Below are 24,943 nucleotides of genomic sequence, written 5' to 3'. Positions count from 1 at the left end.
AGGGCCTGACAAACGCTGTCGGACCCTGGGTTTTATTGTAAGGAATAGCTGATGATAAAGCGTTTTGTATTGAGCGGTTGCCTCGCTCTCTCCCTAGTTGGCTGTGGTGAACCGCAGGTATCTACATCGTCTGAAACACCGCCTCGACCCGCCAAATTACTGACCGTAGTCACCAATGAAGATGGGCTCACCCGCCAATTTCCTGCTCAAGTTGAAGCGGATGATAAAGCCTTGCTCTCATTTCGTGTGTCAGGGGTGATCGAGTCAATGCCGATTAAAGCCGGTATGGATGTCGCGAAAGGGCAAGTACTGGCGGCGTTAGACAGCCAGCAGTATCAACTGCAATTAGACAAGGCGCGTGCGCAGTATCAGCTTGCCCAAGTACAGTTTAATCGTGCCGAGCGCCTACATAATGATAAAGTGATTTCCGAACAAAGGTTTGATGAAGCCCGCTCGGCACTCAGTGAAGCAGCGGCTGGTTTAGAGCAAGCACAAACTAATGTGAATTATACGCAACTGAAAGCGCCGTACGCGGGGACTGTCTCACTCCGAATGAAAGAGCGTAATGAGTTCGCGCAAGCTCAAGCGCCAGTGCTACACATTCAATCTAAAGATATCATTAATGTCAGTTTCCAATTACCAGAGCGCTACTTTCACTATTTTGCTCAACATGTTGATACACTCGCGCCGAGCGTGTCATTTGATACTCATCCATCGCGACAGTTTCCTGCACAGTTTAAAGAAATAGACACAGAGGCGGATCCTAAAACCGCCTCTTACCATGTCACGGTGAGTTTAAACCGGCCTGATGCCATCAATGTCTTGCCGGGGATGGCAGCAAAAGTACATGCCACCATTCCTACCGAATCACAAACGCAAATACCGGCTTCTGCGTTGCTCGACGCAAATGGCGGAAAAGCCGTGTGGCGTGTTAGTCAACAGGGAACAGTTAAGCTCACTCCAGTCACCTTGCGTGAAGGAAAAGTTGTTTCGGGCCTAGAAAATGGCGATGTGATTGTGGCGACTGGCGTCAGCGCACTTAAAGAGGGTGATCGTGTGAAAGCATGGGTGAAGGAGAGAGGACTATGAGAGCGATAAAAGCCATGTTCGGTCTGATCGCAGTCAGTGCACTGTTTGGATGCGAGCCCGCCCCCGATGCTCAACCAGCGCCTTTGCCTGTGGTATCCACATTTACGGTGAGCCAACAGCAACTGAATGAACGAATCTCGTTTCCCGCCGTGGCAGCAGCGGCTGATAAAGCGACACTGGCTTTTCGTGTACCGGGAGAGATCCAAGCCATTAATGTCAAAGCGGGCGATCGCGTGACGCAGGGGCAGGTATTGGCACGTTTGGAGCCTACTGACTATCGCTTAGCGGTAGAGAATGCCAGTGCACGTTTTGACGTGGCCGATGCGCAGTATCGCCGCTCAGCGCCCTTGGTGGAGAAAGGTATGCTTGCCCAGTCACAATTTGATGAGTTAAAAGCGCAGCGCGAAATTGCGCAAGCGGAGCTGGCGCTGGCCAAGCTTCGTTTATCTTATGTTGCGCTCAGAGCGCCAGCTGACGGAGTGATATCTAAGCTGAATGTTGAGCCATTTGAAACTATTGCTCCAGGCCAAGGCGTTATGAATATTCATGACGCCTCGCGTGCTGATATTCGTGTACAAGTGCCGGATGTGTTATTCACCCAAAACACGGGCGTGAGTGCAGAAGAAGTGCAAGATCGACTCAAACCGAGAGTCTTAACTCAGCAAGGGCAGTCTTACCCAGCCACGATCGATGAATACACGGCAGAGCCGGATCCGAGCAGTGGTGCGTTTGTGGTGACGCTAACCATGCCAATGCCGCAGGAGCAGTTTATTTTAGATGGCATGCCCGTACAGGTCAGTATTGCGAGGGAAGGGCTACAACTGACACGTACCGGACTCTCTGTGCCAATCGAAGCGGTGTTTAACCAAGACGGGGACCCACTGGATCGCGCCCACAGCTATGTATGGATTTATGACAGTCACACGCAAACCGTGACTAAACAGCGGGTAACGATGGGGCGTATTCATGGCCAGCGGCTAGAAATTACCCATGGTGTGTCAAAAGGGGATCGTATCGTGGTAGGAGGGACCAATCACCTGTCTGAGGGGCAAAAAGTGACGCTGGCATCGAAAGAGGAAAACGCATCATGAAGCAAGGTGTAGCCGGATATTTTATTCAAAATAAAGTGATTAGCTGGATGATCACGCTGATTTTCTTGATTGGTGGCACCCTTGCATTTTTGGGGTTAGGGCGGTTAGAAGACCCTGCTTTTACCATCAAAGATGCGATGGTGGTGACCAGTTATCCAGGCGCGACCCCCCAACAGGTGGAAGAAGAAGTCACTTATCCGCTGGAGAAGGCGGTTCAGCAGCTGACCTATGTGGATGAAGTGCGTTCTATCTCCAGTCGTGGCTTGTCTCAGATCACGGTCAAAATGAAACCCAAATACCGCGCCGATGATTTGCCGCAAATTTGGGATGAGTTGCGACGAAAAGTCCATGATGCGCGTGGGTCGCTTCCTCCTGGGGTCAATCCGCCACAGGTGAAAGATGATTTTGGTGATGTGTTTGGGATCATGCTAGCCGTCACTGGCGAAGGATACGGCTACAGCGAACTGAAAGACTATGTTGACTTTTTGCGCCGCGAGCTTGAGCTTGTTGATGGTGTTGGCAAGGTGCAAGTCAGTGGTACGCAGCAAGAGCAAGTCTTCATTGAGGTCTCGATTCAGCGGTTAAGTAGCTTAGGGATCTCACCGGATACCTTGTTTAACTTGTTGGCGACGCAAAACCTCGTGAGCAACGCTGGAGCATTGCGTGTGGGTGATGAATATATTCGCATTCACCCAACCGGCGAGTTTTCCTCCGTAGATGAGTTGGGCAACTTGATCCTCACTGAAGCAGGGTCACAAGGGCTGATTTATTTGCGCGACGTTGCCGAGGTAAAGCGTGGATACCAAGAGGTACCGCGGCAGATCATTTCGTACAACGGCAAACAAGCGCTACAAGTAGGGGTATCGTTTGCTGATGGTGTGAACGTGGTAGAAGTCGGCGACAATGTGGATAAGCGTCTTGCAGCGTTAAACAGTGATCAGCCTGTGGGAATCAATGTCCATCATGTCTACAACCAGCCCAATGAGGTTGATAGCTCAGTGAGCGGGTTTGTCTCCAGCTTAGGCCAAGCGGTGGCGATTGTAATTATCGTACTGCTCTTTTTTATGGGCCTGCGCTCGGGATTATTAATTGGTTTGGTGTTATTGCTGACGGTACTGGGTACGTTTGTATTCATGTATTACTTCGAAATTAACCTTCAGCGCGTCTCTCTCGGGGCGTTAGTCATTGCCCTAGGGATGTTGGTGGATAATGCCATCGTGGTGGTCGAAGGGATACTCGTGGGCTTAAAGCGAGGACGAACCCGTCTACAGGCGGCTCACGACATTGTGACGCAAACTAAGTGGCCTTTACTTGGGGCGACAGTGATCGCGGTAACGGCTTTTGCCCCGATTGGCTTGTCCGAGGACGCAACGGGCGAATACTGCGGCACCTTATTTACAGTGTTATTAATATCCTTACTGTTAAGTTGGTTTACCGCTATCACGTTAACGCCTTTCTTTGCCAGCGTGTTCTTCAAAGAAACACCGCTCGAAGAAGGGGATGAGGGCAGTGACCCCTACAACGGGATTCTGTTTGTGGTGTATAAACGTTTTCTTACCGCCTGCATGCATCACGCCTATATCACCTTGTTAGTGATGGTAGTGGCACTGGGGGCCAGTATTTATGGCTTTGGTCACCTCAAGCAGTCGTTTTTTCCAGACTCTACCACGCCCATGTTTATGGTCGACGTTTGGTTGCCAGAAGGCACCGATATTCGTGCAACACAAAGTACATTGGACGACGTGTCGAGCTGGCTGAGTCAACAACAAGGCGTCAACTATGTGTCTACCAGTGCCGGACAAGGTTCGCAACGTTTTATGTTGACCTATTCACCGGAGAAAACATATGCCGCCTATGGTGAGTTGATCGTCCGTGTTGATCAATACGACCATGTTAAACCCACTATGGGCATAGTGCGAGAGCATGTTCGTAGCCAGTACCCAGATGCGCAGCTTAAACTGAAGCCTATTTCCTTAGGCCCTGCTACCGGCTCGAAAATTGAGGCGCGTATTTTTGGTTCAGATCCCACTAAGTTACGCGCAATTGCTAAACAAGTAGAAGCGCGACTGCATCAGGATCCTGATGCGGTGAATATCCGCCATGATTGGCGTAATCGCACCAAAGTTCTTGAACCTGCGTTTAATGAAAGTCAGGCGCGACGCTATGGCATCACCAAAAAAGATGTTGACGAGTTACTGGCAATGACATTCAGCGGCAAACGGATTGGTGTTTACCGAGATGGGACCAACCTTATGCCGATCGTTGCACGGTTGCCCGATGAGGAGCGTGTGAACATCAATACCTTAGAAGGCATGAAAATATGGAGCCCGGTATTGAAAGACTACATTCCTTTACAGCAAGTCATTCTCGATTACGACATGCGTTGGGAAGATCCGATCATCATGCGTAAAAACCGCAAAAGAATGCTCACCGTGTTGGCCGATCCCGATCCGTTACGGGAAACCACCGCGGCGACCTTGCTAAGCCGTGTGCGTGCTGATATTGAGTCGATTCCTCTACCTGAAGGTTACAGCATTGAATGGGGCGGTGAGCATGAATCTTCCAAAGAGGCGAAAGAGGGCTTATTTAGCATTATGCCGCTTGGTTATTTGTTTATGTTCCTGGTCACGATATTGCTGTTTAACTCGGTGAAAGAGTCATTGATCATTTGGCTGACGGTGCCCTTGGCGGTGGTTGGGGTCACCACAGGGTTGCTGTTGCTGGATACCCCGTTTGGTTTTATGGCACTCTTGGGCTTTTTAAGCTTGAGTGGGATGCTGCTCAAAAACGGCATTGTGTTGATCGATCAGATTAATATCGAAGTGGCCAGTGGTAAGCAGCGCTATCAAGCCGTCGTCGATGCGGCAGTGAGCCGGGTACGCCCAGTGTGCATGACCGCCATTACCACTATTTTAGGGATGCTTCCTTTGTTGCCGGATGTTTTCTTCCGGCCGATGGCGGTGACGATTATGTTTGGGCTCGGGTTTGCCACCGTATTGACATTGATTGTGGTGCCTGTGCTGTACCGTATCTTCTACCAAATTCGCTACCACCCTGAATGATCCCACTATAAGCACCGTTTTAACGGTGCTTTTTTGTTTCAACCTTAAGACAAACGTCCCTGTGTATAACTTGAATTTAATCCACAAAAACAGTTGATAACTCGGTGAATTTCAGCGCAATCTCGCGATTTTATCAGCGTTGCTTAAAGTCAATAATATAACTGAGAATTCAGAATCAAAGTCACAATGATGATAGGTATTATGTAACTGGTTGATTATATTGTATTGATAAATAGAGCCAGTCCATTGACGAGACAGACTGGCTGAAGGCGTGACAAACAACGACAGTGAAAAGCAAGGTGATGGGGGATTATTCGCCGATTTTTTTGACTGATAGCGTCAATTCAAAGGTCGCCATAGGCTCCTCCCCGTGTAAGCTCGGGCATGTGGCTACAATGGTGACGGGTTGATTAACGCGATGACCCGTTTCGATTGATTCACTGATCATCTGGTTAATTTTGTCTCCATCAAGACAAGTAAACACTACATCATCCTCTGGCCGTTTATGAAAATCAGCATTGACGGATTTAAACGCTAAGCTAATTTTAACCCCGCGTTGCTCGGCCATGGCCATGGCAAGAAAGCCACCTGCGACATCCGCGCCAACCGCCAACGCGCCGAAATACATGCTGTTGAGGTGGTTTTTGGTACGCCGTCCCAGCGGGATTCGCATCGTGACATGCTTATCGTCGATAGAAAGGATCTTGGGGCGACACCAGCCGATCATGGGCACTTTTAAGAAGCCGAATAATGACAAATGTTGATTAGCGCGTGCTAACGGAGACGAGAACATAGACACTCCTTGTTATCTGGTCATACCTGTTACGCTACATCGGTGCCCAATTTGCCGTCAACATCTTGTTAACAAAGTTGTGGTCTAGTGCTTTATTTTTTCAGGGATTCGACGTCTATCGTTGGGATTAATCCACCACACAAGGCACGGAGAATAATGGCGCAGGTTTTGGTGTCTGTGATTTTTCCATTTGCAACGAGTGCCTGTAACTGGGAAGGGCTCACCCAATAAGGCTCAATAAATTCATCGTCATCTAATTGCGTCTGAGTGGGGGTGAGCGCTTGGGCAATATAGAAATACTGCACTTCATCGCAAAATCCAGGTACAGGATGCGCGATGCCGAGTGGATGCCAGCGAGTCGCCACATAACCGGCCTCTTCTTCTAACTCTCTTTTAGCGGCGTCTAGCGGTGGCTCCTCCGCTTCCAGCGTGCCTGCTGGTGCTTCAATAATCCATTGATTGATAGCAGGGCGAAATTGCTTGAGCAGCAGTATATTGCCATCTTCAGTCAGGGGTAATATCACGGCGGCGCCGGGGTGGCGTACGACATGATGTACGTGATGTAGACCATCAGGTGTTTGTGTATGCGCTTCCACCAAGCTGAGCTTTTTCCACTGGTAGCGTATCGTGTCATTCATGTTAGCGTGGCCCTCTGTTCGTGGCGTAATCAGTATTTTTGGTGCGGTGTTTTTTGCTAAAGTATGATAGCATTCGCCGCCTTAATTGGCGTGTGCACGCCTTTTGCTTTTGATTTACCTTTGGAGTGATACCTTGCAATTTGACGATCTGGGACTCGATAGACGCTTACTGTCGCTTATTGCCCACCGTGGATTTGAACAGCCAACAGACATTCAACGTCAAGCCATTCCCGTTGTAATGGCTGGCAAAGACTTATTGGCCTCTTCAAAAACAGGGTCGGGGAAAACCCTGGCGTTTTTGTTGCCAGCTATGCAGCGTGTGTTGCGTTCTAAACCCCTCAGTCGTCGTGATCCGCGTGTTTTGATCTTGGCGCCGACTCGTGAGCTAGCCAAACAAGTGTATGGTCAGCTGCGTATGCTGACTAGCGGCACCAGCCACAAACCGGCTTTGGTACTCGGTGGCGAGAATTTTAACGAGCAAGCGAAGGTGTTTCGCCAGTCGCCAACGTTTGTGGTTGCGACACCGGGTCGATTAGCTGATCATCTTGAACAACGCCATCTGTCTTTGTCGGGACTGGAAATGCTGATCTTGGACGAAGCGGATCGCATGCTTGATCTGGGCTTTAAAGCGCAGCTCGATACGGTTAACCAACATGCTGATCATCGTTTAAGGCAGACACTGATGTTTTCTGCAACCTTGAATCATCAGCAAGTGACAGACATCGCAGCGGGGATGCTCAAGTCACCCAAACGTGTTGCCGTGGGAGAGATTGAAGCGTTACATGGCGATATTGAGCAACACTTTGTGCTGAGTGATCACCTCGACCATAAACATGCGCTGCTTGAGCAACTGCTCAAAGCCAATGCGCATAAACAAGTCATGATTTTTACCGCGACACGTGCGGACACAGAGCGTTTAGCTGAACGTTTTTCTCAGGCTGGCTACCAAGCGATTGCACTCAGCGGCGAATTAAACCAAGCCACACGCAGCCGAATCATGAACGAGTTTGAGCGTGGGTTTCACGAAGTATTGGTGACCACAGACGTGGCATCACGTGGCTTAGACTTGATGAATGTCTCTTTGGTGATCAACTTTGATATGCCAAAGCATGCGGAGGAATATATTCATCGAGTCGGGCGTACTGGTCGTGCTGGACAGCAAGGGTTGGCCTACTCACTGGTAGGGCCTAAAGATTGGCGTAGTTTTAAAAATATAGAAGGCTTTTTACAGCAAAAACTCGAGTTTACTAAGATTGAAGGCTTTGAAGGAAAGTTTAAGGGCTTTAAAGAGAAAAAAGCTGAAGAAGCAAAACCTTCTAAGTCTGCTAAACCCAAAAAAGCCCCGGTTAAGAACAAGAAAAAGGCGCCAAAAAAGCGAGATAGAAGCTTTTATACCAACGTGCCGGTTGGTGATGCGCCTTTGGTAAGAAAGAAGTCCAAACCTGAGTCTTAATCGAGCTGTAATGGCTGAGCTTTTTGGCTCTGACTCTTAAACACTGACTCTTCCGCTATACCAAATGGTGTAGCGGAACCTCTCGACTACGCAATATAACGATTGCTCTGCCACTTTAACGCTACTTTTAAGGCATAGGCCGAGTATCAAACCTCTCTCCATGATTTATCTCTGTCTTTGCCTCAATATCGTGGCAATCTCCCTAACTAGAGGCGTCATTGGTTAAACATGACGTATCGCTAACAGTGAAAGCTGCGCTTTGTCGCACCACAAGATGTTAAGTGATGAAACTTTATGCGTTCAAGTGTCAAGTTGACCAAAAAACTCACTTTTCTTTGCGTGAGATCGATTCTATGGCTGATTTTACAGTGATTTATCCGTAAACTACGTCCATCTGTTGGAAAGCGCTCATCCTTTGAACAGTTTGAGTTGCTGAAAACGCGTATCGCTCTGTCTATCATCTTTTAAACTGGGAAAATTGCTGTGGAAACTGCACTGGTCGTTGCTTTTATCACTGCTGCGGCGTGGATTGTTCGCCGTGAACGTGCTGCACAATAATCTGCTGATTGAGCCCTTTTATACACTCGTTTTATTCAGCAAAAACGAAAAGCCTTCTCCACGGAGAAGGCTTTTTTATGCTTATAAGCGTCGATGTTCTGGATCAGTTGTCGTAATAGTCGCCGTCTGACACTTCATGAAAGTCTTCTACTTGGCTGGCGGCTTGAAAGTCAGCAGCAGGCTTGAGTTGACGTCGCCGCAGCATCGTTACTTGCTCTTCCAAGCGATGAGCGGTTTCAATATTGCCTTCTTGATAGGCCTCTTGGATTTTTCTTTCAAATTCATCAATACGTTGAGTCATCACCATCGTTATACCCTCCGACAGTTCCCACGCACAATCACAACGAGCATCGCTGTGGGAGTTGCACCACGCACTAAGACGCCCGCCTTATAATAGCGACTACGTCCATACCTTAAACTTAGTTTAGATTGACAATATAACCAGTGAGAGAGGTCACACTGGGCGGTAACACAAGGGAGTAGAGGGTTACCGCTCGCTATTAATACAGGTATCTGACAGAAAAAATCAAGCGATTTTGTTCCAAACCATTGGCACGCCACGTCGCGCCTAACGACAAGGTTTCGGTGGAGTGAAAGCGCCCGCCAATTTCTACTAAGCTGGTGGTGTCGTCTTGATCAAAGATGATAGAACCGACGTACAAGTTGGCCTCAATTGGTGGGGCTACCCAGCCGCGCAATCCGGCACCAATTACTGTGGCAAAATCACCGGTATCGTGCTTGTCGTCGTCTGGCCGCCTAAACCAAGCGCCCTCCAGCTCGCCATACACATCGACAAACTGATTAATCGGGGCATGAAACCCCACACCGCCAGAGGTATACCAGTCTCCTTCGAACTGCGTATCCCCTTTGGCGACAAAGTGTGCACCTTCCGTAAACGCAAAACGTCCCAGCCCGCCAATCCCACTAGGATTTGCCAGGACGTTGACCTGAATATGGTTGTAATCAAAATTGGTCGCATGTACTGCGGGTACGGACAGGGTCATGGCCAATAGTGCCGCTTTACTGAGGCGTGAGATCACAGCATTTACTCCATTTGCATTTAACATCAGTGTAATAGCTTCAACGCGGTCAGTGCAATAACTTAGCCGATCTTGCACCTGTATTTAAGTCACAGCGCACATCAATTCGCCCTTAATTCACCGCAGTGCTTGTGTCAATTTTTTGTTTGATTTGGCTTTTTGTTTTTGCGTAAAAAAATATTTGCACAAAAGAATGTGGCAGGTTAGCGTAGGAGTCTAACAAAGAAAACGTGGCAGTCAGCTACGTGAGCCAGCGACACGCAAACACAGGATTAGCCCATGAGTGTACACCCAACGGATGACGTTAGAATTGATCAAATAAAAGAACTCCTTCCGCCTATCGCTGTCTTGGAAAAGTTTCCAGCGACTGACGCGGCAGAACAAACTGTATTTAACGCGCGTCAGGCAATCCATAAGATCTTAAACGACCAAGACGATCGTTTGGTTGTCGTTGTCGGGCCTTGTTCTATTCACGATCCCAATGCGGCGCGTGACTACGCCAAAAAACTTAAACAACTGCGTGAGACATTAAGTGCCGACTTGGAAGTGGTGATGCGGGTTTATTTTGAAAAGCCGCGCACGACGGTTGGTTGGAAAGGCCTGATTAATGACCCATATTTAGACAACAGCTTTAAAATAAATGATGGTTTGCGGCTAGGGCGTAATTTACTGTTAGACATTGCGGATTCTGGTTTACCTGCGGCGGGAGAATTTCTTGACATGATCACGCCACAGTATATGGCTGATTTAATTAGCTGGGGCGCGATTGGGGCGCGGACTACAGAGTCTCAGGTGCATCGCGAACTTGCCTCTGGGCTATCATGTCCCGTTGGGTTTAAAAATGGCACAGATGGGAATATCAAAATTGCCACGGATGCGATTCGCTCAGCGAGTTCACCGCACCAGTTTTTATCGGTGACCAAATATGGACACTCTGCGATCGTCGCGACCGCAGGTAATGAAGACTGTCATCTGATTTTACGCGGAGGCAAAACGCCTAATTATTACGCGGGTGATGTCGATAACATCTGTGGTGCGTTGGCGGATGCTGGATTACGGCAAAAATTGATGATTGATTTAAGCCACGCCAATAGCAGCAAACAATATCAAAAACAGAAAGAAGTCAGCGAAGATGTGGCGGGACAAATTGCAGCAGGTAACAAAGCGATCTTTGGGGTGATGATTGAGAGTCATCTCGTCGAAGGTCGCCAAGACTTAACCGACGGTCAGTCGCTTACCTATGGTCAAAGCATTACGGACGGTTGTATTGGTTGGGAAGATACCGAGAGGGTACTCCACCAGTTGGCGGCCTCTGTGCGTGCACGCCGCGAAAAGACCACGCCACTCAGTGAGTCCGCTTAATCGCGTCTGTTTGGTCACAAAAAAGCCCCCAACGAGTGGGGGCGAATCAAAGACAGAGGTCAGTGCATGGCACTGGCCTTTCTTATTTTTGGAAAATAGCTTGAAACTCGCGTTTTAATCCAGGCTTTAAACGTGCTTGCTTCAGTTGCTTCGATAAATCTTTGACACAAGAGTTGAGCACATCATCAAGAATTTGCGCTTTGTAGTTATCACGCTCTTCATCAGACATATCACTTAAGTCAACTTTTTCGAGTTCGCTCAATGCATCGATACCCGCATAGCTTTGACTTATGGCGACGAGCGCGTGAAATTGATCATAGTTGTCGAGAATGTTTTGCGCACTGGCAGGCAGTTTTTCCCACGCCTCTTTGACACTGGCACTGGACGCATCATGTACAGAGGCGATCATCGTGTACATGGCTTCTGGGGCTTGCTCATAACGGATCACGCATTGTAGCTCAGGAGAAAAGCTATCAAAGCTAACCGATGGTTGATTAGAGTCGGACATTCACAGGCTTCCTTACGACTGTTTCGAGGAGGGTGGATGAGCTTTTTTATCTTTGCTTGCTTTATCGTCAGATCTTGCTTGTTCCGCCAAGGGTACTACGGTGTCTGTTGATAGCGTGGCACGGTTCTCACCGGAAAGCAGTCCACCTTTTTCAATGGTCAGTTGCTCGGTATTCAGCACGCCTTTCATTTTTCCTTGAGAGAGAATATCAATAGCGTCTGCATCACATTGCCCCTCTACCAAGCCATTGATGGTGATATGCTTAGCGTTGATGGTACCGCGAAAGTGGCCTGATGCTGAGATAACAACAGCGTTAGCCTGGATGATATTGCCTTCCCCAAATCCATCAATTTGAATATCACCCTCAAGATCAATATCACCGACCACTTTACAGTTTCTGGCGACGATCGATAAGCCATGACTCGGGGTAGACTTTGAACTAAACAGACCCATGTCGTGCTCTCCAAATACATCATTTTGGTCAAGTATATCATTAGCTGTGCACGGATGGTGGCGCTCTGGTGTACAACCCAGTGCGTAAGATGTGATCCCGCTACCAGTATTGGTGATCGTCGCCTTGGGTGGATTATTGCGCGGTTATCGGTGCAGTGATTGCTTGAGTGACATTCAATTGATATAACTCGATGAAATCGACTAAATGGGATCATCGCTATGTCAAGGACACTCTCACCGTATCAGCAACGTGTCATTGGTTGTTTACTTGAGAAAGAAGTTACCACCCCAGATCATTACCCGCTCACACTCAATGCGCTGACCACCGCCGTGAATCAAAAAAGCAACCGTGATCCTGTCTATGAGATGGCCGATTCAGAAGTATTAGACATTGTAGAGACCTTGATTGAGATGCGCCTAGTTAGCCCTCAAGAGGGTAGTGGGAGTCGTGTTGCCAAGTACCAACATCGGTTCTGTAATACACAATTTGGCGATCTCACCCTCAGCGAGCCACAAAAAGCGATCCTATGTGTCATGCTATTGCGAGGCGCTCAGACGCCCGGGGAGTTGAGAACCCGCACACAGCGCCTCTATGCTTTTAATCGGGTCGAAGATGTCGAGAGCACATTGGCTGACATGATGGCGTCAAACTGGGTAAAAAAATTGCCGCGTGAGGCCGGAAAGCGTGAGTCTCGCTATCAACACTTGTTCTCCGACGGTTCAGACACGCCGGAGATCCCCGCGCCGCAAGAGGAACCAGAACCGACCACCGATGCATCTTTGGTGACGCGAGTGAGTGCGTTGGAGAAAGAAGTGGCGGATCTCCGTCAAATGTTAGAGGCTGTTTTGGAGCGATAACGCCTATGGGTACGCCTTGGTTTGTTTATTTGATTCGAACGCGCCAGGGGCAGCTTTACTGTGGCGTCACAACGGATGTCAGCCGGCGATTAATACAACATCGCCAAGGTAAAGGCGCACGCGCGCTAAGAGGGAAAGGACCGCTATCACTGGCGTGGCAATCGCAACCGATGGAAAAGCGAACGGCGATGCAGCGCGAATGGCAAATAAAGCAATGGCCAAAGCAGCGTAAGGAAGCGCTATGTGCTCGCTTTTGTTGTGTGCGTGACAATGGTGTTGATTAATTAAATAAGCGAGTGATGGGTTGTGACTGCGTGAGGAGCGCAGTCAACTGATGGATATTCAGTGAGGGGTAATAAAGGTGCCCCTGCGCGTAGCGGCACCCCAGGTCAAACAAAAAGTCACGCTGATCTTCACGTTCCACACCTTCTGCGACCACTTTTAATTTCAGTAATTGCGCCATATTAATGACGGCTTGGCAAATCACGGTATCGTCTTTGCATTGAGGCAGATCAGCGACAAAACTGCGATCGATTTTGACGGTGTCCACTGGGAAATGTTTAAGGTAAGCCAGCGATGAGTATCCCGTGCCAAAATCGTCAATCGCTAAGGAAACACCAGCTGCCGCGAGCGTGTGTAAGGTATGTTGGTTTTGGCTAAGGTTCTCAATGAAAACTTGTTCTGTCAGTTCAATTTGCACACGTTCGGGCGGGACTTGATGGCGTTCAATGGCGCGTAGAATGGTATCAGCAAGGAAGCTGTCTTGAAATTCATGCCCAGAGATATTTATCGCGATAAATGGAGGGGCACAGTGCTGCGCCAGCAAGGTTGCATAGGTTTCTAACGCCTCATTGACCACCCAAGTGCCTAACTGCCGCATAAGTCCGGTGTCTTCTGCGGTGCGGACGATGGTATCAGGCGAAATCACCGCACCCTCTGTATCTTGCCAGCGTACCAGGGCTTCAATCCCCGCAATGCTGTGATCTTTTAGATCGATTTGCGGCTGAAAATGTAAGCTCAACTCGTTACCTTGAATCGCTTTACGGATGGCGTACTCGGTATCCTTTTTCTGATGCAGGTGGTCTCGCATTGCCATTTGGAACACCACGACTCTGTGATGAGAGAGTTGACGAGCGCGATGCGCCGCGGTATCTGCGTGACGCAACAGTTCCTGAGCGGGCATGGAGGCATCGTAGCGATAACTAATGCCGACGGCACAGGTCACAATAATCTCCTCTGCGTCGTGGAAGAAGGGCTGCTCAATGGCTTTTCGGATTTGTTTCGCGTAGATCTCCGCTTTTAGCGGTGACAGCTCGCTGCCGACAATCGCGAATTGGTCGTCGCTGATTTTGGCAATATAGTCATCGGTTTGCCTAACGCGTTGTAGACGTTGTGCCAATTCAACTAAAAGCTGGTCATGCACCGCTTGCCCATACAAATCATTGATCTCTTTTAAATTATCAATGTCCACACAGATTAACGCCAGGTCATGGGGGTGCGCGTTAGATTCATGCACACGCTGCTGAATATAGCGAGTGAGGGCATGACGGTTGGGCAGGTACGTCAAGGCGTCGTGATTCGCGATAAAATGTAGCTGCTGCTCGACGTCTTTGCGTTGCTCAATTTCATTTTTTAAATAGTCAATCGTGGTCTGCGCCGCCCGGCGAGACATCAAGTTCACCTCTGCTAGATACAAGGCAACGCCCAGTAAAAGCGCTACAAGCATGCCGGCGATATAAATCAGAATGGGTAGTGAAATAAATTGATTGGCGCCTGGCTCTTGCCAAAGCGCGATCTGAATAGCGGGTTGCGTGCCCGCTAAGGTTAAAGGTGCCGAACCAACCGCGGCAAACGGGGAGATCTTGTCACCGAGCAACACGGTTTCGTTTGCCCAGTGGGTTATCGTGAGGTGTTGATGTTTATTGAGATAGTCGGACGCAACCTCGTCGACAAGCGCATCAAGATTAATGACTGCGCCAAGATAATAGCTTGGCGCTGCGCGGCTATGACTGTAAATCGGGTAAGCAATCCGCCAACGGGTGAGATCGGGCTGATCCGTTTCAAGCTGACCCTCTGGCTCGCCCACGACGTCAAACGAAAAACGCGGTTTATTATGGCTGGTATCTGCGTGTGTTTGCCAACTTATTTCCTTTCGACTGTCCGCCCAAAACAAGGATGAAATATAGGCACTGTCTTGTTGGGTTTGTTGCACCAAAGCTTGCCATGTCGAGAAGGTCGAGGGCACATCTAACTCGATGTTACTGGCTAATGAACTAAGCCGTGTGAGTTGGGTATTAATGTCGCGTTCGACGGCGTTAGATAAGGCTTGAACTTCCACGTTGAGAAGCTTTTCAGTGCGTTGCGCTTGTTGTGACTGGGCAGCCTGATACAACAAAAACGTCGCGACGAGCACACCAAAAAAGACGAGTGCGATGAAAATGATCGCACGGCCACGGGGCTGTGCCGACCGCCTGGCAAGTGTAAGTGGATCCTCGTTGTGATCGTTGAATGTTGATAAAGGCATAGGGCCTGCGCGTAGGGCTTATGGTGACAACCAGATAGTTCCAGTGTAGTGCTAAGCATGGGTGATTGCGCGTATCAATACTGAGACAGTGATCGGCCGCTTGCTGCCGACAAAATCTAGGCGTTAACCCAGTAAACGACGTGGACGCGACATCGCCTTTACTTGTACAAATAATTTTTTTTGTACAATTTTGATCTATCTTCTACTCTTAGTTGTACAACATATTATAAATGTACAACTCCGTAGCCAATGCTGCGCGGTCAGTGTAGAGGTGAGACATGTCATTCCCTGTAGGTGTTAGCGCCTGTGTTATTGGCGAAAAAGTAAGATTTGACAGTGGTCATAAGCGTAGTCCATTTGTCACCAAAGAATTGGCACCGTATGTAGACTTTGTGCCAGTGTGCCCTGAAGTCGGGATTGGACTCCCCGTGCCGCGTCCCGCTATTCGGTTAGTCGACAAAGGCGATCTATCAGTGAGGTTGGTGGAAACCAAAGATCAGCAAAAAGACTATACCGAAAAAATGACAGCGTTCAGTGAACAGAAAGCGGAAGAACTCGCTCACAAAGCACTGCGTGGCTACATTGTCTGTGCCAAGTCACCGACCTGTGGCATGGAGCGGGTGAAAGTCTATCGCGAGAATGGTTACGCCTCAGATATTTCCGGGGTAGGGCTTTACACTCAGGCACTGATGGCGCGCATGCCTTGGCTGCCCGTTGAAGAAGACGGCCGGCTCAACGACCCTATCCTCAAAGAAAACTTTGTTTTTCGGCTATTTGCGCTTGATGATCTTTACCAGAGTGTCGAGCAAGGAGTGACCAAGAAAGCCCTCGTTGATTTCCACTCACGCTACAAGTTGGTGCTGATGGCGCATTCGCCCGAAAAATACCGTGAACTTGGGCGGTTTATGGCCAACATTGGCCATTACGACCTAGATCGCTTTTTCGAGCAGTACCGCACCGCGTTTATGCAAGCCATTGCCATTCGTGCGACGCGTAAAAAACACACCAACGTGTTAATGCACCTGCAAGGCTACTTTAAAAACAACCTCGATAAACATCAGAAAGCTGAGTTAGCGAATCTTATTCATGCGTATCGTCAGGGCACCATGCCCTTATTGGCACCGCTGACGTTGATTTCGCATCACCTTCATAATCACCCTGATGAGTACTTGGCTAATCAAGCCTATCTTAAGCCTTACCCTGATGCGCTGAGGCTTCGCTATGGCTTATAAAACGCCTCATACTCTTACCATCAGTCAGGTAGCGGATCAAACAGGGGTTAACCCCGTGACGCTACGTGCTTGGCAGCGACGTTATGGATTGCTTGCGCCTGAGCGAACGGCCAAGGGACATCGGCTTTATCGCCAAGAAGATGTGGAGACTATTGCTCATATTCTCCAGTGGTTAGACAAAGGCGTGCCGATTAGCAAGGTCAAGCCTCTGCTTGCTCACAGTCCCACGTCGGCCGACGCGGAGGACGACAGCGTGGCAAGTGAGCTGATTGACTGTATTCATACATTCTCAGTCAAACGGCTAGGGAAAGCCTTAGACATGATTCTAAAAGAGTACCCCTTTTATTGGTTAGTTGAACATGCCTTTACACCGGTTGATCAGTGGTTAGGTGACGAGGATGAAGCGGTTCGTGTATTGCAGCGCGATCTGTGGCAAAGCGCGGTGATTGACCGATGCCGAACGGCGCTGGCGGCGAATGCTAAACGGCATGCCCAGTCACGATGCTGGCTTGTCTCATTAACGGTAACCAGCGAATACCAACGTGTGCTTATGGCGATGGCACTTAATGAGAAGGGTTACAGTGTCACACTATTGTCCAGTCCGCATCAACAATTGAATTTGTTAATTGAGGTGATGCGCGAGCAGGGGGTGACAACATTGGCCTTGATGGCAAATCGTCGTCTCGACCGCGCTCAACTCAATCAGGTACGCCATTGCCTTGCTCAAAATGACATTGACGTTGTGAGCCAAGCTTTTATCTGCTCCGTACACGGTGACGAGCTCAAAGAACTTAAGGAGAACAAAACGTTATGCATCTAGTCTGGTTTCGGCGCGATTTACGTGGGCTGGATAACCGCGCTTTGAACGCAGCCAGCGAAGCGTCCGATCCCGTGGTAGGGATATTCATTGAGACACCGGAACAGTGGGCGTCGCACCATCTTGCGCCCAAGCAAGCGGGCCTTATCAAAGCACGGCTAGAAGCGTTACGTGAGGAGCTTAGCGCGCGAAATATTCCCCTAGTGGTTGAGCGTGCGGCTGATTTTTCTCAATCGGCAGAAAAAGTGGCGGACTATGCCCACCGCATTGGCGCAACAGCGGTATTTGCTAACAAGGAATACGAGCTCAATGAAAGCAAACGTGATGAACAGGTGTGCGCGGCGTTAGCAAACAAAGGCATCGCATGGTATGCCTATGATGACCGCAATTTGTTTGCACCAGGCACCATAAAATCGGGAAAAGGCGAACCGTATAAGGTGTTCACACCCTTCAAAAAAGCCTGCTTACGTGCTTTAGACGGCATGGATGTTTCACCCTGCCAAAAACCATCCAAACGCGAGACAAACGTGGCTATCGACACGATCTTTTCAGAGCTTAAACCGGTTCACTTTGATTATCCGACTGAGGATGTCTCGGACTGGGCGTCCGATGAGAAAGGGATCCTCGAGCACATGCGTCGTTACTGCCGCGAGCAAGTGGCTGATTATAAACGACAGCGTGACTTTCCCGCGGTTGATGCCACCAGTCAGCTTTCTCCTTATCTGGCCATTGGCGCGTTATCTCCACGTCAATGCCTGGCGCGTTTACAAGAAGAGCAAGCCGATTGGCGCGAGCCCGATACAGGGGCAGCCACCTGGCTTTCAGAACTTATTTGGCGTGATTTCTATCAGGAAGTGAGTGCGCAAAACCCGGCAATCAGCAAAAAGTATAGCTTTTTAGCTTGGGGCGAATCAGTGGTATGGGATAACGACCCTTCCTTGTTTGAGGCTTGGAAGGCGGGGAAAACGGGCTTTCCCATTGTTGATGCGGCCATGCACCAGCTTAATCAAACGGGCTGGATGCATAACCGGTTGAGAATGATTGTGGCCAGCTTTTTGACCAAAGATCTGCTTATCGATTGGCGCTGGGGAGAAGACTACTTCATGTCCAAGCTGATTGATGGCGATTTTGCCTCTAACAACGGGGGCTGGCAATGGTCTGCGTCGGTAGGGACCGATGCTCAACCTTACTTTCGGATCTTTAATCCGACCACACAGGGAGAGCGGTTTGATAGTGATGGGCGTTTTATTCGTCGCTGGCTACCCGCGCTTAAACAGGTGCCGGGTAAGCATATTCACCAGCCTTGGCGATGGGCGGAGCAATACGCCCAGACGCTAGATTATCCGCGTCCGGTGGTGGATCACGCCACTCAGCGCAAAAAGGCGCTGGCCATTTTTGAAGCGGCGAAGAATCAACCCCAGGAGCAAACACCATGACCCGCTCGCCAACACATGCTGGTGTGTCACAGTTTGTGACGACCTATCAAGCGCTCAATAAAGATAACTTGTCATCACTGGCGACGATTTATCACCCCAAGATTGTGTTTGTCGACCCAGCGCATGAAATAACCGGCTTAGAGGCGTTTATCCAGTATTTTTCGCTGCTGTACGAAAACGTAACCGATTGTCAATTTCATATACACACGACCGCGGTAGACGGAGACGATGCCTTTGTGACTTGGACCATGATGTTATCGCACCCCAAGCTGGATGGGGGGAAAACGCGACAAGTACAGGGCTGTTCTCACTTACGTTTTTATGACGGCAAAATCATTCGCCATCGTGATTACTTCGACTTAGGTGAAATGCTGTACGAAGCGCTGCCTGTGATAGGTCGCCTGCTCAAACATATCAAAACGAGGCTAGGACAATGAAACACGTATTGATCACCGGCGCCACGTCGGGAATTGGTGAGCAATTGGCAAGAGACTATGCGCGTCAAGGTTGGCAGGTGACGGCCTGTGGGCGAAACCAAGACAAGCTTAACGCCATGGCTAGCGATCACGCATCATTAGACGCCTTGGCGTTTGATGCCACAGATGGCGAACAAACCCATCAAGCGCTGAGTCGCCTAAGTGTCTTTCCCGATTTAATTATTCTGAATGCGGGTACGTGTGAATACATTGACCATGGCAAGGTCGATGTGGCGCTGTTTAAACGCGTTTTTGAGATTAATGTATTCGGCGTCCTCCATTGCATTGAAGCATTACAGGCCCGATTCACTAACAGTACGCACCTTGCCATTGTCGGCTCGTCGGCCAGTTACATGCCGCTGCCACGTGCGGAGGCTTACGGTGGATCGAAGGCGGCGATTAGCTACATTGCCAACACCTTATCGGCAGATCTAGCGCAGCAAGGAGTGACGGTGTCACTTATTTCACCGGGGTTTGTAAAGACACCACTAACAGACCGAAACGACTTTGCGATGCCAATGCGCATCACGGTGGAGCAAGCATCTGCGGCGATTCAACAAGGATTGGCGAAAGGAAAAACGGAAATACATTTTCCGCGAAAATTTACCTTTATTCTCAAGTTTCTCGCGCGATTGCCTATGTCCTGGCAGCGAGCCCTCGCACGACGTATGACAAGGAACTAAATCATGAAAATTGCCATTATCGGCTCAGGCATTGCCGGTTTGACGTGTGCTCATTATCTCAATAAACAGCATGACATCACCTTGTTTGAAGCAAATGATTATTTGGGGGGCCACACGGCCACGGTCGATGTCGACGTCGCCAGTGGACAGTACGCGATTGATACCGGGTTTATCGTTTTTAACGATCGTACCTACCCGAATTATGAACGTTTACTCAATGAAATTGGTGTGGGTCGCCAACCTTCTCAAATGAGCTTTAGTGTTCGCAATGATGCGAATGGACTGGAGTATAACGGGCATAGTCTGTCCTCGTTATTTGCGCAGAAACGCAATGTTATTAATGTGCGCTTCTACCGCTTTTTGGCGGAGATCATGCGATTCAATCGCCTCGCTCGTGAAGCACATGCCGCGGGTGAGGCCGAGCAGCAAGGCGTACGCAATACATTGGGCGACTTTCTCAATCAACATGGGTTCAGCGACTATTTTTGCCAAAACTACATTCTGCCCATGGGCGCGGCGATTTGGTCATCCACCTTGTCGGATATGCGTGGTTTTCCCTTGTCGTTCTTTCTGCGTTTTTTCCAAAATCACGGCTTGTTGGATATCACTAACCGGCCGCAATGGTATGTGATCCCCGGAGGCTCACGTGAGTACGTTAAAAAGCTCACACCTGCCTTTGAGGATAAGATCCATCTGAATTCACCAGTGACAAAGGTCCGCCGCACCCCTGATGCGGTATGGGTGACGACAGAAGCCGGTGAGCAGGCGTTTGAGCAGGTGATTTTTGCCTGTCACAGTGACCAAGCCTTGGCCATGCTGGCCGATCCTAGTGAAGCGGAACAACAGGTGCTCGGGGCGATCCCGTATCAAGACAATGAGGTCGTACTTCACACTGATACGTCGCTGTTGCCTAAGCGTCAAGGCGCGTGGGCAAGTTGGAACTATCATTTACCGTTGTCAGATAAAATAGACACAGAACCAGCCGCTTTGACCTACAATATGAATATATTGCAGTCAATTCAGGCGCCTGAGACATTTTGCGTGACGCTAAATCAAACCGACAGGATCGAGCCGAGTAAAATTCTTAAGCAATTTGTCTATGCTCACCCCGTGTTTAATACCGACAGTGTTGCCGCACAGCAGCAGCGCCATCGGGTTAATGGCCAGCAACGCAGCTGGTTCTGTGGCGCCTATTGGTATAACGGCTTTCACGAGGATGGTGTGCGAAGTGCGCTTGATGTCGTGGAGGGGATCAATTCGTGAATGAGTCGGTTTCAGCACTAAATAGCGGTTTGTATGTCGGGCAAGTGCGGCATCGGCGTTTTAGCCCGATAAAACACACGTTTAATTACTCGGTGTTTATGCCTGTGATTGATCTTGATGAGCTTAGTTTGCTGGCATCACAGGTCAAAGGATTTCGCTTGGGTAAGTGGGGATTAGCCGCCTTTGACCACCGCGATTATTTGAATGGACAAGCCGACACCAAAGCGGCGTGCATCGATAAGGTCCAGGAACTGACGGGCGAGCGCATTGAGGGGAAAGTATATGCATTGTGTCAGCTACGTTATTTGGGCGTGTATTTCAGTCCGGCCAACTTCTATTACCTCTATGACCAAGCCCATAACTGGCGTTATTTATTAGCCGAAGTGAGTAATACCCCGTGGGGAGAGCGGCATTATTATGCCGTGCCTGCGGGTCAGCGGTATGAGCACGACAAGGCGTTTCACGTCTCACCGTTTAATCCCATTAAGCAACGTTATCACTGGCGTCTTCGCCCTTTAGGCGCGCGGGTTCACTTGCACCTCGAGGCTCACCGACAACAGAAAGAATTCGACGCCACACTTGGACTGCAGCGACGTCCATTTACATCAAAAACACTGAATAAGTTATTGATCCGGACGCCGATGGAAACAGTAAAAGTTGTCATTGGTATTTATTGGCAAGCGCTCAAACTTTGGATAAAGGGCGCACCGTTTTATCCGCACCCGAGTGCGAAGAAGGAGTAATTATGTCTGCAACGGACGTACCTCAGAGTCAACGCACACTGACACGTAAAGAGCACTACGCTAAACAGTTGGTTTATACCCTGCTAGCACATGTTGATGAGGCGTGTATCTCGCTGGTTGATGAGCAGGGCCAAACCTTACAGTGTGGTGATCCTCAGGCACAATTACATGCATCCGTGCTGGTACACGACCCACGTTTTTACACCCGGATTTTAACAGGCGGTAGCATTGCGGCGGCCGAGGCTTACATCGATGGTTGGTGGGAATCACCGAACTTGACCGACGTTATTCGCGTATTTGCCCGTAACCTTCCTGCTATCGACAGAATTGAAAAGCACACTGGCTGGCTGGTGGGGCTAGGGAACAAGCTTGCTCACTGGCGCAATCGCAATGAAAAAGAGACCGCGCGCCGCAATATCGCAGCACATTATGACCTCGGCAACGACTTGTACCGTCATTTTCTTGATGAGCAAATGCTGTATTCCAGTGCGATTTACACTGACAAAGAAATGACCCTAGAGCAGGCCCAAGTGGAAAAAATGGACCGACTCTGCCGACAGCTTGCGCTGACCTCAAACGATCATTTGCTCGAGATTGGCACTGGCTGGGGAGGAATGGCGGTCTACGCGGCTAAGCATTACGGCTGCCGCGTGACCACCACCACGATCTCACAAGAGCAATATGCTTGGGCCAAAGCCTGTGTCGAGCGAGAAGGGTTGGAAGATAAGATCACGCTGCTACAACAAGACTACCGCGATCTGACCGGTGAATACGACAAACTGGTATCGATTGAAATGATTGAAGCGGTGGGCAAAGAGTACTTGAACACTTTTGTGCGTCAATGCCAGGCCTTGCTTAAACCCAACGGTTTGATGGCCATCCAAGCGATCACCATTGCTGATCAGCGCTACGAACATTACAGCCGTAACGTCGACTTTATCCAAAAGCACATTTTTCCCGGAGGGTTTTTACCCTCAGTGAGCGTATTGTTGTCTCACCTTACTACTCAGACTGACTTTGTGATCAGAGACTTAAAAGACATCGGCTTGGATTACGCTCAAACGTTGGCTGATTGGCACACACGCTTCAATCAGCAGTCGGAGGTACTGCGCGATTACGGCTATGACGACCGTTTTGCGCGTTTGTGGCGCTACTACTTTTGTTATTGCGAGGGCGGCTTTAAGGAGCGAACCATTAGTGCCGTGCAGCTACTCCTAAGTCGCCCTGCTTGGCGAGAGGCATAATCCGTGCGCTTTGTCGTTATCTCTTTATTGTTCAATGTTTACTGGTTTTCGGCGGCGCTTGGCCCGCCGAGCTTTCAGTGGTTAATGGTCGCGATGCTGCTGGGCGCGATCCTTTATGATCGCAGCGTGATGTGGGCTATTGCCGTGCTTACGCCTGTTGGCTTGATTGGAGATAGCTTATTACTCCACACACAGTGGTTGGCTGTTGAGGCCGAGTACGTTGTGATGCCGCTGTGGCTACTATTACTCTGGCTAGGATTTTGCAGCTTTGTGTGGTTAATGCGTGAGCTTATCCTCGCACGCGCACTTTGGTTTATGGCGGCGCTGGGCAGTTTTGGTGGCGCAAGCAGTTACTGGGCAGGAGAGCGTTTAGGGGTTTTAAGCTTCCCACAGTCAATATGGGCTACTGGCGCGGTGCTGATTGGCACTTGGTTAGTCTACAGCATCATCCTGATTAATCTGATGCAATGGCTGCAACACCAGTTAAATGCCCGTTCTGCCGCGACAAGGAGAGAGCCATGAAAAAGTGGATGAAACACCTTGTATTATTGCTCGCGTTCGCAACGCCTTACGCCACCATGGGGGCGACCTCGTCCTCAATGACATGGCAAAGCTGGCCACAAGTTGGCGAAGCGACGTTAACCTGGGGCTGGTGGACGATATATCAATCATCACTGCGCTCACCGACCGGGCGTTATCAAGCACAAGCGCCTCATGCTTTAGTGATTACCTACGCGCGCGACATCAGTGACCAACGACTGATGAAAGCAACAAACGATCAATGGGAGCACCTAGGCTTTTCGGAAGCACAACGAACGCGTTGGCAACAAGCGCTGGACAACGCATGGGGAGAGATAACAGAGGGCGATCGTCTTGCGTTTGTTCGCCACGAGCAAAAGGGCGTTTTTTACGCTCAGCCAAAAGGGAAAGACTGGGAAGAGACTTTGACGGTCAAGGACATCGAGTTGGCAGATGCATTTCTCGCAATCTGGTTATCAGAAGACACTGACTATCCAGACCATCGTCGAGCATTATTAGGAGAAACGCCATGAGACAAGTGACGCAGACGATAGGCAAAATTCTAACGGTACTGGTGAGTGCTGTGCTATTGGTAGCGTGCTCTGCCGACATTGAAGACTACCAGGGTCAAAAGCCTGACTTTAACTTGTTTGAATACTTCGAGGGACAAACAAAAGCCTGGGGCATGGTACAAGATTTTACCGGTGAGCAAACCCGACGCTTCGTTGTCGATATCGAAGGTGTGGTAGAAGGGGACACACTGACGCTGGATGAATCCTTTGTGTATGCCGATGGTGAAACACAAACCCGAGTGTGGACGATTAAACGTCACTCTGATGGGACTTACACGGGGACAGCGGGCGATATCGTCGGGACAGCAACCGGTGTTGTGGCGGGTAATGCGCTTAATTGGCGCTATGATTTGGTGGTTCCTGTCGGCGATAGCGAATATCAGCTTCACTTTGACGACTGGATGTTTCGGCAAGACCAAGATCGCCTTTTTAACGTCACCTCAATGCGCAAGTGGGGGATTGAAGTAGGCAAAGTCACGCTGTTTTTTGAGCGGGTGGCGCAATAGTTCACGAATGGGCCGCGTCAGCG

The 24,943-nt window shown here is 49.5% G+C and carries 25 protein-coding genes; 18 read left to right on the top strand and 7 right to left on the bottom strand.

Going from position 1 to position 24,943, the window contains the following annotated elements:
- Positions 1-51: 51 nt before the first annotated feature.
- Genes N8M53_RS15695 through N8M53_RS15685 form a run of 3 tightly spaced genes read left to right on the top strand, consistent with a single transcriptional unit; the run spans position 52 to position 5,242 of the window.
- Positions 52-1,089, top strand: a complete 1,038-nt coding sequence (locus tag N8M53_RS15695) for an efflux RND transporter periplasmic adaptor subunit (RefSeq protein WP_269580278.1) — start codon at positions 52-54, stop codon at positions 1,087-1,089.
- The gene (locus N8M53_RS15690) at positions 1,086-2,180 is read left to right on the top strand and encodes an efflux RND transporter periplasmic adaptor subunit (RefSeq protein ID WP_269580277.1); all 1,095 of its coding nucleotides are present in this window, start codon (positions 1,086-1,088) and stop codon (positions 2,178-2,180) included. The genes N8M53_RS15695 and N8M53_RS15690 overlap by 4 nt, the downstream gene beginning before the upstream one ends.
- On the top strand, positions 2,177-5,242 hold the full coding sequence (locus N8M53_RS15685; protein ID WP_269580276.1) for an efflux RND transporter permease subunit: 3,066 nt from the start codon (positions 2,177-2,179) through the stop codon (positions 5,240-5,242). Before N8M53_RS15690 ends, N8M53_RS15685 begins: the two co-directional genes overlap by 4 nt.
- A 310-nt stretch (positions 5,243-5,552) precedes the next feature.
- Here N8M53_RS15685 and N8M53_RS15680 read toward each other — a convergent pair whose 3' ends face one another.
- Positions 5,553-6,035 carry a PaaI family thioesterase gene (locus N8M53_RS15680; protein ID WP_269580275.1) on the bottom strand — a complete coding sequence of 161 codons (483 nt, stop codon included), beginning with the start codon at positions 6,033-6,035 and terminating at the stop codon, positions 5,553-5,555.
- A gap of 92 nt (positions 6,036-6,127) precedes the next feature.
- Positions 6,128-6,673 (bottom strand): NUDIX hydrolase, encoded by a 546-nt coding sequence (locus N8M53_RS15675; RefSeq protein WP_269580274.1) that lies wholly within the window; start codon positions 6,671-6,673, stop codon positions 6,128-6,130.
- Positions 6,674-6,806: 133 nt separating this feature from the next.
- On the opposite strand from N8M53_RS15675, the gene N8M53_RS15670 reads away from it, so the two are divergent.
- Complete coding sequence (locus tag N8M53_RS15670; protein ID WP_269580273.1) at positions 6,807-8,126, top strand: DEAD/DEAH box helicase; 1,320 nt, start codon at positions 6,807-6,809, stop codon at positions 8,124-8,126.
- A gap of 661 nt (positions 8,127-8,787) precedes the next feature.
- Here N8M53_RS15670 and N8M53_RS15665 read toward each other — a convergent pair.
- Positions 8,788-8,985, bottom strand: coding sequence for a hypothetical protein (locus N8M53_RS15665; RefSeq protein WP_131825352.1), 198 nt, complete (start codon positions 8,983-8,985; stop codon positions 8,788-8,790).
- 199 nt (positions 8,986-9,184) lie between these two features.
- Positions 9,185-9,724, bottom strand: a complete 540-nt coding sequence (locus tag N8M53_RS15660; RefSeq protein WP_269580272.1) for a hypothetical protein — start codon at positions 9,722-9,724, stop codon at positions 9,185-9,187.
- A gap of 279 nt (positions 9,725-10,003) precedes the next feature.
- On the opposite strand from N8M53_RS15660, the gene aroG reads away from it, so the two are divergent.
- Positions 10,004-11,086 (top strand): 3-deoxy-7-phosphoheptulonate synthase AroG, encoded by a 1,083-nt coding sequence (gene aroG / locus N8M53_RS15655; protein ID WP_269580271.1) that lies wholly within the window; start codon positions 10,004-10,006, stop codon positions 11,084-11,086.
- Between the two features lie 82 nt (positions 11,087-11,168).
- On the opposite strand, the gene N8M53_RS15650 is transcribed toward aroG, so the two are convergent.
- Positions 11,169-11,594 carry a DUF3069 domain-containing protein gene (locus N8M53_RS15650; protein ID WP_269580270.1) on the bottom strand — a complete coding sequence of 142 codons (426 nt, stop codon included), beginning with the start codon at positions 11,592-11,594 and terminating at the stop codon, positions 11,169-11,171.
- Between the two features lie 12 nt (positions 11,595-11,606).
- Positions 11,607-12,047, bottom strand: coding sequence for a bactofilin family protein (locus N8M53_RS15645; RefSeq protein WP_269580269.1), 441 nt, complete (start codon positions 12,045-12,047; stop codon positions 11,607-11,609).
- Between the two features lie 219 nt (positions 12,048-12,266).
- On the opposite strand from N8M53_RS15645, the gene N8M53_RS15640 reads away from it, so the two are divergent.
- Together N8M53_RS15640 and N8M53_RS15635 are read left to right on the top strand one after the other, a co-directional pair.
- Positions 12,267-12,905: a YceH family protein gene (locus N8M53_RS15640; protein ID WP_269580268.1), complete on the top strand. Its 639-nt coding sequence runs from the start codon at positions 12,267-12,269 to the stop codon at positions 12,903-12,905.
- 5 nt (positions 12,906-12,910) lie between these two features.
- Complete coding sequence (locus N8M53_RS15635; protein ID WP_269580267.1) at positions 12,911-13,189, top strand: GIY-YIG nuclease family protein; 279 nt, start codon at positions 12,911-12,913, stop codon at positions 13,187-13,189.
- Here N8M53_RS15635 and N8M53_RS15630 read toward each other — a convergent pair.
- Positions 13,186-15,429 (bottom strand): putative bifunctional diguanylate cyclase/phosphodiesterase, encoded by a 2,244-nt coding sequence (locus N8M53_RS15630; RefSeq protein WP_269580266.1) that lies wholly within the window; start codon positions 15,427-15,429, stop codon positions 13,186-13,188. The genes N8M53_RS15635 and N8M53_RS15630 overlap by 4 nt on opposite strands.
- 278 nt (positions 15,430-15,707) lie before the next feature.
- On the opposite strand from N8M53_RS15630, the gene N8M53_RS15625 reads away from it, so the two are divergent.
- The 11 genes from N8M53_RS15625 to N8M53_RS15575 are packed head-to-tail and all read left to right on the top strand — an operon-like array spanning position 15,708 to position 24,920.
- Positions 15,708-16,661, top strand: coding sequence for a YbgA family protein (locus N8M53_RS15625; RefSeq protein ID WP_269580265.1), 954 nt, complete (start codon positions 15,708-15,710; stop codon positions 16,659-16,661).
- Positions 16,651-17,481 carry a MerR family transcriptional regulator gene (locus N8M53_RS15620; RefSeq protein ID WP_269580264.1) on the top strand — a complete coding sequence of 277 codons (831 nt, stop codon included), beginning with the start codon at positions 16,651-16,653 and terminating at the stop codon, positions 17,479-17,481. The genes N8M53_RS15625 and N8M53_RS15620 overlap by 11 nt, the downstream gene beginning before the upstream one ends.
- On the top strand, positions 17,472-18,914 hold the full coding sequence (gene phrB, locus N8M53_RS15615) for a deoxyribodipyrimidine photo-lyase (RefSeq protein WP_269580263.1): 1,443 nt from the start codon (positions 17,472-17,474) through the stop codon (positions 18,912-18,914). Before N8M53_RS15620 ends, phrB begins: the two co-directional genes overlap by 10 nt.
- Positions 18,911-19,351: a nuclear transport factor 2 family protein gene (locus N8M53_RS15610; RefSeq protein ID WP_077772467.1), complete on the top strand. Its 441-nt coding sequence runs from the start codon at positions 18,911-18,913 to the stop codon at positions 19,349-19,351. Before phrB ends, N8M53_RS15610 begins: the two co-directional genes overlap by 4 nt.
- Complete coding sequence (locus N8M53_RS15605; protein WP_269580262.1) at positions 19,348-20,073, top strand: SDR family NAD(P)-dependent oxidoreductase; 726 nt, start codon at positions 19,348-19,350, stop codon at positions 20,071-20,073. The genes N8M53_RS15610 and N8M53_RS15605 overlap by 4 nt, the downstream gene beginning before the upstream one ends.
- 3 nt (positions 20,074-20,076) lie before the next feature.
- The gene (locus N8M53_RS15600; protein WP_269580261.1) at positions 20,077-21,336 is read left to right on the top strand and encodes an NAD(P)/FAD-dependent oxidoreductase; all 1,260 of its coding nucleotides are present in this window, start codon (positions 20,077-20,079) and stop codon (positions 21,334-21,336) included.
- Positions 21,333-22,079, top strand: a complete 747-nt coding sequence (locus tag N8M53_RS15595; RefSeq protein WP_269580260.1) for a DUF1365 domain-containing protein — start codon at positions 21,333-21,335, stop codon at positions 22,077-22,079. Before N8M53_RS15600 ends, N8M53_RS15595 begins: the two co-directional genes overlap by 4 nt.
- A gap of 2 nt (positions 22,080-22,081) precedes the next feature.
- Positions 22,082-23,323, top strand: coding sequence for an SAM-dependent methyltransferase (locus N8M53_RS15590; RefSeq protein ID WP_269580259.1), 1,242 nt, complete (start codon positions 22,082-22,084; stop codon positions 23,321-23,323).
- 3 nt (positions 23,324-23,326) lie between these two features.
- Positions 23,327-23,845, top strand: a complete 519-nt coding sequence (locus tag N8M53_RS15585) for a DUF2878 family protein (RefSeq protein ID WP_269580258.1) — start codon at positions 23,327-23,329, stop codon at positions 23,843-23,845.
- Positions 23,842-24,375 carry a hypothetical protein gene (locus N8M53_RS15580; RefSeq protein WP_269580257.1) on the top strand — a complete coding sequence of 178 codons (534 nt, stop codon included), beginning with the start codon at positions 23,842-23,844 and terminating at the stop codon, positions 24,373-24,375. The genes N8M53_RS15585 and N8M53_RS15580 overlap by 4 nt, the downstream gene beginning before the upstream one ends.
- Positions 24,372-24,920 (top strand): DUF3833 domain-containing protein, encoded by a 549-nt coding sequence (locus N8M53_RS15575; protein WP_269580256.1) that lies wholly within the window; start codon positions 24,372-24,374, stop codon positions 24,918-24,920. The genes N8M53_RS15580 and N8M53_RS15575 overlap by 4 nt, the downstream gene beginning before the upstream one ends.
- Positions 24,921-24,943: the final 23 nt, after the last annotated feature.

This window comes from Salinivibrio kushneri, assembly GCF_027286325.1.
In the GTDB taxonomy this organism is placed as follows: domain Bacteria; phylum Pseudomonadota; class Gammaproteobacteria; order Enterobacterales; family Vibrionaceae; genus Salinivibrio; species Salinivibrio kushneri_A.
The sequence above is the reverse complement of the archived record's forward strand: the minus strand, read 5'-3'. Positions and strand labels throughout refer to the sequence as shown.